The organism is Sphingomonas sp. Ant20 (assembly GCF_000783375.1).
GTDB classification, from domain to species: Bacteria; Pseudomonadota; Alphaproteobacteria; order Sphingomonadales; family Sphingomonadaceae; genus Sphingomonas; species Sphingomonas aerolata.
Genome location: NZ_JRVI01000206.1, coordinates 1 through 5,804, shown reverse-complemented (window position 1 = coordinate 5,804; position 5,804 = coordinate 1). Strand labels below are relative to the sequence as shown.

Annotated in this window: 8 protein-coding genes and 1 tRNA gene; 7 read left to right on the top strand and 2 right to left on the bottom strand. The window is 66.2% G+C overall.

The window, feature by feature from the left end; translation table 11 throughout:
• The 3 genes from NI18_RS18305 to NI18_RS25905 form a co-directional block, all read left to right on the top strand.
• Positions 1–588, top strand: a 588-nt coding sequence (locus NI18_RS18305; RefSeq protein ID WP_306286506.1) for an FxLYD domain-containing protein, incomplete at its 5' end; no start/stop codon positions are given.
• A gap of 162 nt (positions 589–750) precedes the next feature.
• Positions 751–837: transfer RNA gene (locus NI18_RS18300), tRNA-Leu, on the top strand.
• 92 nt (positions 838–929) lie between these two features.
• Complete coding sequence (locus NI18_RS25905; protein WP_166746558.1) at positions 930–1,085, top strand: hypothetical protein; 156 nt, start codon at positions 930–932, stop codon at positions 1,083–1,085.
• On the opposite strand, the gene NI18_RS18295 is transcribed toward NI18_RS25905, so the two are convergent.
• Together NI18_RS18295 and NI18_RS18290 are read right to left on the bottom strand one after the other, a co-directional pair.
• Positions 1,082–1,789, bottom strand: a complete 708-nt coding sequence (locus tag NI18_RS18295) for a PilZ domain-containing protein (protein ID WP_198527066.1) — start codon at positions 1,787–1,789, stop codon at positions 1,082–1,084. The two genes, NI18_RS25905 and NI18_RS18295, sit on opposite strands and share 4 nt — an antisense overlap.
• Positions 1,790–2,002: 213 nt before the next feature.
• Positions 2,003–2,470, bottom strand: coding sequence for a hypothetical protein (locus NI18_RS18290; RefSeq protein WP_037532052.1), 468 nt, complete (start codon positions 2,468–2,470; stop codon positions 2,003–2,005).
• A gap of 325 nt (positions 2,471–2,795) precedes the next feature.
• Here NI18_RS18290 and NI18_RS25245 point away from each other — a divergent pair, with 325 nt between their 5' ends.
• From NI18_RS25245 to NI18_RS18275, 4 genes are all read left to right on the top strand, one after another.
• Positions 2,796–2,957: a hypothetical protein gene (locus NI18_RS25245; protein WP_156360361.1), complete on the top strand. Its 162-nt coding sequence runs from the start codon at positions 2,796–2,798 to the stop codon at positions 2,955–2,957.
• Positions 2,958–3,009: 52 nt separating this feature from the next.
• Positions 3,010–4,188: a type III polyketide synthase gene (locus NI18_RS18285; protein ID WP_052149329.1), complete on the top strand. Its 1,179-nt coding sequence runs from the start codon at positions 3,010–3,012 to the stop codon at positions 4,186–4,188.
• Positions 4,182–4,880, top strand: a complete 699-nt coding sequence (locus NI18_RS18280; RefSeq protein WP_031440918.1) for a methyltransferase domain-containing protein — start codon at positions 4,182–4,184, stop codon at positions 4,878–4,880. Before NI18_RS18285 ends, NI18_RS18280 begins: the two co-directional genes overlap by 7 nt.
• Positions 4,877–5,804: FAD-dependent monooxygenase (locus tag NI18_RS18275; RefSeq protein WP_052149328.1), on the top strand; the 928-nt coding region annotated here is incomplete at its 3' end. The genes NI18_RS18280 and NI18_RS18275, both read left to right, overlap by 4 nt.

Below are 5,804 nucleotides of genomic sequence, written 5' to 3'. Positions count from 1 at the left end.
CTGCCGGATGTCGAAGATGCGCAGGCCGTGCCGCCGGCGGCTGCGACGACCGTGGCCGTCGCGACCACCGACAGCGCCGCCCCGCCCTCCTATGCGGGAAGCCGGAGCGACGCCGATTCCTATGATGCATTCGCACATGCCCCGCCGTTCCGCGCACGGCGCAACACCACCCGGCTGTGGACGATCGGTGCGGTGGCGGCTGGGCTTCTGATGCTGCTGGGCGTCGCTGCGATCCTCTATGTCGGCGCACCTGGCCTTGCGACGCAGCTTGGACTCGTGACGGGCGCGGACGAGACACCGCTGCGACTGCGCGACAATCCAATCGAGCGCCGTGAACTGGACAACGGATCCGAGCTGTTCGCGGTCAGCGGCCAGGTCACCAATCCCTCCGATTCGACGCAGCGTGTGCCCGACATCCGCGCCGAGCTGCGCGATGCGCAGGGCCGGATCGTGTATAGCTGGACGATCACCCCGCAAAAGCGGACGCTGACACCCGGCGCCGCGATCGATTTCAACTCCGCCAAGCTCGACGTGCCGTCAAATTCGAAACGGCTCGAACTGAGCTTTGCCGGCGAAAACGCCTCCTGATCCGGTTCCGCCGCCCCGACGCGGTGGCGGCATAGGGCCCTGCGACATGATTTTCTCGCAGCGGCGCGCATTCGATGGCGAAAGGGCGTTGCGGGATCGCAAAAGCCTTGCTAGTGGCACCGGCCTACCAGCTAGCCGGCTTGTCCGGTCAGTGTTTCACGTGCGGCCGTGGCGGAACTGGTAGACGCGCAACGTTGAGGTCGTTGTGGGCGAAAGCCCGTGGAAGTTCGAGTCTTCTCGGCCGCACCACTTTCCTCGTTTCTACCGACCCGGATCAGGACCACCCCCATGGGGGACATGTCGGTCCGTCCTGCGGGATCCTGTCAAAGCGGAGCACGGCGATGGCCGATTCGATCGACGACCAGATCATCGAAACGCCCGATGGCCCAATGACGTTCGCGCAGTGGAAGAAGAAGCACCCCGTGCAGCTCCCGTCGCGCCGCACCAAGGGCAAGAAGCTTCCCAACAAGGTGAAGTTGACGACCGACGAGGTTTAGTCGCCGGTCGTCGTTGCCAGGCCCCTGGGAGGGGGGATGGGGACCTGACAATCGGGGTTTGACTCCAGCACCCGGGACAAAGTCACGAGCGATAGCGGCGCAACGAAGCGAAGCCCGAATCGGTTGCCACGCCGCCAGCAGATTGCCGCAAAAATCGCGAGTCCGCCGGGATCGACGACGAGCTGGGCCGCCTGCCCTTGTGAAAAATGCTCGCAGAGCGACGGCGCGACCTCGAGTTTCGCGCCGCCGGTCGAGATGTCGACCAGCCTTGCAGCATACCAGTACCCCTCGACATTCAGCCTGACTGGTGCCGAAACCACGAATCGTGGCGATCGGGCGATCATCCCGGCGGCGTCGCGCGTCGCGAAGACGGGGTCGATCACATGCGGCTCGTCAAAATCGACCCCTGCGTGAAACCCGTCGACCCAGCGGACGGTGGCGCGAAGCAACGGCATGCCCCGCACCTTGATCTCGAGCGTCTCACCAAGCGCTGGCAGCGTGGTGAAGCGCGCCTTCAGACCGACGGTCGAAATGTCATGGACGAGACAGATCGAGCCGCGGTCGGCATGCATGACCCGGCCGATCAGCAGGACGGTCGCATGGCGTCGACCGGCCCGCCGGTCGCGGTCCGCCAGCCGGCGCAGAGCTGCCCCGCTCCCGGTGTCGCCGCCGGTTTCGTCCTCCTCGTCAGGCCCCGAGAGCACGCGCCGTCTCCCCGCCGCCATGCGATCGGGGGCCGCGACGCGCGATCACCACAGAACACTCTGTCGTCGCGCGATCGCGCCATCTGGTGCCTGAGCCTGGTCTGCCTTGCCGCACATTTGATATCCCCCGAACGGTGTCGGCGAACCGTGCTAGGCGCGGCTTAACTAATTACTACAAAACCGAAATTACTGTAATACCGTGCTGAATGCCGGTCAGCGTCGGGCGATCGCGGTGAGGTAGCCGGCGACCGCGTCATAGCCGGCTGCGCTCAGCGAGATTTCGATGCGACGCCGATCGGTCGGGTCGTTGACGCGGTCGATCAGCTTCAGCTTGTGGAGGTGCTCGATCCAGCGTTGCGACGTGGTGACCGGTGCATCCGCCATCGCGACCAGCGCCTTGACGTTGGTCGGCCGGTGATCGCGGTGCGAAACGAACAGTGCGACGAGCATGTCCCAGGCCGGCTCGTGAAACAATTCGCCCGGCAGGAAGCGACGGCGCAGTTTACGATGCGCCAGAATCTCCTTGGCCCGGGCGACGAGCATTTCCTCGCTGATCGGGCTCGTCGCATCATCGGCCCGCTGGTCGACGACCCGCGATGCCCGCGCCGTGAACTCCTCGCTGACGGCGGCCAGCCTCGATCCCAGATCCTTGATCAAGTCGGCAACGGATTCGTCTTTCACCACATGCTCCCGGTCGCCCACAGGGTCTTAAGCCCATAATGACCCAAATATGGCGGCACGCCGGCATAATGGTCAACATCATTCAGCTATCTGTTTTACCGCTCTATTCTTTTAGGTACACGCGATAGTCTCGGAACTTTCTTAAGATATGCAAAACGGGTTGAAATCTGTTCAGTTTGGTTGTGATTGGTGGCTTGCCCCGTGTGAGTTTTCGGGCTGCAACAGGTAGAATTTTGTACCAATGTGAAACCAATATAAGGTTTGATCGCTTTTGCCCGCGTCCGGCATGATCCTCCGGCTCGGATGCCCTCCTCGGAGATACGCGATGAATGCTGCACGCACCTATGAGCTTCTGCAGGAAGCCTGTCGCGCGCTCGAACAGGCGGGCGATCATGCGATTGCGGCCTATGTCGGTGTCAGCATGGCGATGGTCGAGGAGAAATACCTGGTCGGGCACGACCATCTCGACCCGATCGATCAGGACTGAAGCCAGCGCGGTTCCGAATGCCAAGGGCTTGTTATGGCCGCATGTCGGGCCGATGTCCGGACGTCACGCGTTGGCCGTATCAACCGTGCGAAAGGATGTCGTGCCCGCTTCCCTGCCTGCCTATCTGAACGCGATCGGGACTGCGGTCCCCGGCCATGACATTCACGAGGCGTTTATCCGCTGGGCACGCGACCGGGTCGATGCCCGTTCGGCCAAACTCTTCGATCGGATGGCGGGTCGATCGGGTATCACGCATCGCTGGTCGGTGCTGCCGCCGACCGAGGCAATCGCGGTCGCTGACGGCGTCGACGGCGACGACACGCAGCGGCTGCACGCCGGGTCCCCGGTCGATCCCGGCGGCTTTTACGCGATCGATCCGCATCCCGGCACCGCCGAGCGGATGGCCATCTATGCCGACGCCGCACCCGGTCTTGCGCTCGAGGCGATCGCCGCGCTTCAGGAAACGATCGCGCTCGGCACGATAACGCATCTGGTGGTGGCGAGCTGCACCGGGTTCGTCGCGCCCGGCATCGACCAGATCATCGCCCGCAGGCTCGCGCTGCCCGCGACGGTCGAGCGGCTGCTGATCGGGTTCATGGGATGCTATGCCGCGGTCGTCGCTCTCCGCAGCGCGCGGCATATCGTCCGGTCAGAGCCCGGGGCGCGCGTCCTGGTCGTCACCGTCGAATTGTCCACGCTGCACCTGCAGGCGGTGTCCGAGATCGAGCCGCTGCTGGCGATGCTCCAGTTCGGCGACGGTGCCGCCGCGGCGCTGGTGACCAGCGATCAGAGCGGATTCGAACTCGAAGCGCCGTTCGCCACCGCATTGCCCGACAGCGAGGCACTGATCCGCTGGGACATCACCGACCAGGGCTTTGCGATGCACCTGTCCGGAGAAGTGCCGGGGCGGATCGCGCAGGCGCTTGCCGATCCCGCCTTCCGTGCCGCCGCGAGCGGCGGGCGCCCCGCGGACACGGTCGACGGATGGGCGGTCCATGCCGGCGGGCGATCGATCCTCGATGCGGTCGAGCATGCCCTGACGCTCCCGGCGGATGCACTCGACGCGTCGCGCGCGGTGCTGTCGGCGAACGGCAACATGTCGTCGGCGACGCTGATGTTCGTGCTGCAGCGGTTGCTCGCCGGGCCGGACATCGCGCGGGGCGTCGCGCTGGCGTTCGGCCCGGGTCTCGCAGCCGAGGGTATCGGCTTCCGAAGCGCACCGCGATGCTGACGACGCGAGCGCAGGCCGAGGAACTGATGGACTCCGACGACCTGTCGCCGGAGACCTATGCCGCGGTGGTCGCCGATCTCGCGAAGGTGAATGTCGTGACGATGGCGGCGCGTCCGACGCTTGCCTTTCTGAAGCGGGTCATCGCGGGGCGGACACGGCTGAGGCTGCTCGATGTCGGGTTCGGCGATGGCGACATGCTGAGGACGATCGAGCGCTGGGCAGGCAGGCGAGGCGTGGACACCGAACTGGTCGGGGTCGACCTCAATCCCCGCAGCGAACAGGCCGCGCGCATGCATACGGACACGGGATCGACGATCCGCTATGTCACGGGGGATTACGCCGATCTTGCCGGTAAGACGGGTGGGGAACCCCGCTGGGATGCGATCGTCAGCAGCCTGGTCGCGCACCATATGAGCCATGCGCAACTGATCGCCTTTCTGCGGTTCATGGACACGCATGCGCGATGCTGGCTGATCAACGATCTGCATCGCCACGGGTTTGCGCATCGCGGATTTCCGATTCTCGCACGGCTCGCGCGCTGGCATCCGATGGTGCGTCACGACGGGACGCTGTCGATCGCGCGGTCGTACCGGCCCGACGAATGGCCGGCGATCCTCGACGAGGCGGGGATCCGCGGTGCGCGCGTGTTCCGGGCGTTCCCGTTCCGACTGTGCGTCGAACGGCTGCGGTGACCGCGACGCGCGCGCTGATCGTCGGCGGCGGGCCGGCAGGAGCGGCGGTCGCGATCGAGCTTGCACGCGCGGGCCTGCCGCATCTGTTGATCGAGCGTAGCCGCGAGACGGGCGACGCCTTGTGCGGCGGGTTCCTGAGCTGGCGGACGCTCGATACGCTGGCGAGGCTGGGAATCGATCCTGATCAGCTCAACCCGGCGCGAACGACGACCGTCCGGATCTTCGCCGGTAGCCACGTCGCGCATGCCGCGCTGCCAAGGCCTGCGCTATCGGTATCGCGACGGCGGCTCGATACCGTTCTGCTCGCCGCCGCGGTGGCGCAGGGCGCAGCGATCGAACGCGGGGTGACCGTCCGGGCGATCGAAGACGGCCAGGTGCGGACCGCCGATGGCGCGGTGATCGCCGCGCCCGCGCTGTTCCTGGCGAACGGCAAGTCGGATGTCCGCGGGACCGCACGGCCGGCAAGCGCCCGCGGCACAGATCCGACGCTCGGGATACGCGTCCGCATCATGCCCCCGCCGGCGATGGCCCGAGCGCTGGCGGGGCAGATCGACCTGTATCTCTTCGACCGGGGCTATGCCGGCCTTGCGATGCAGGAGGATGGCAGCGCGAATCTGTGCATGGCAGTACATCGCTCGCGGTTGCAGGAAGCGGGAACGCCGGCGGATCTGCTCGCCGAGCTCGGCCGCGCAATGCCTGTGCTTGGCGAATGGGTCGCCGCGATCGCGCCGGATGCGACGATCGATGCGATCGCCAACGTCCCCTATGGCTGGCGCCAGACGACGGGGCAGGCGGGGCAGTACAGGCTGGGCGATCAGGCGGGGGTGATCCCCTCGCTGGCGGGCGAGGGCATGGGCATCGCGCTGGCCAGCGGACTTGCCGCCGCGCGCGCCTATCGCACCGACGGGGCAGGGGGGGGCAGCG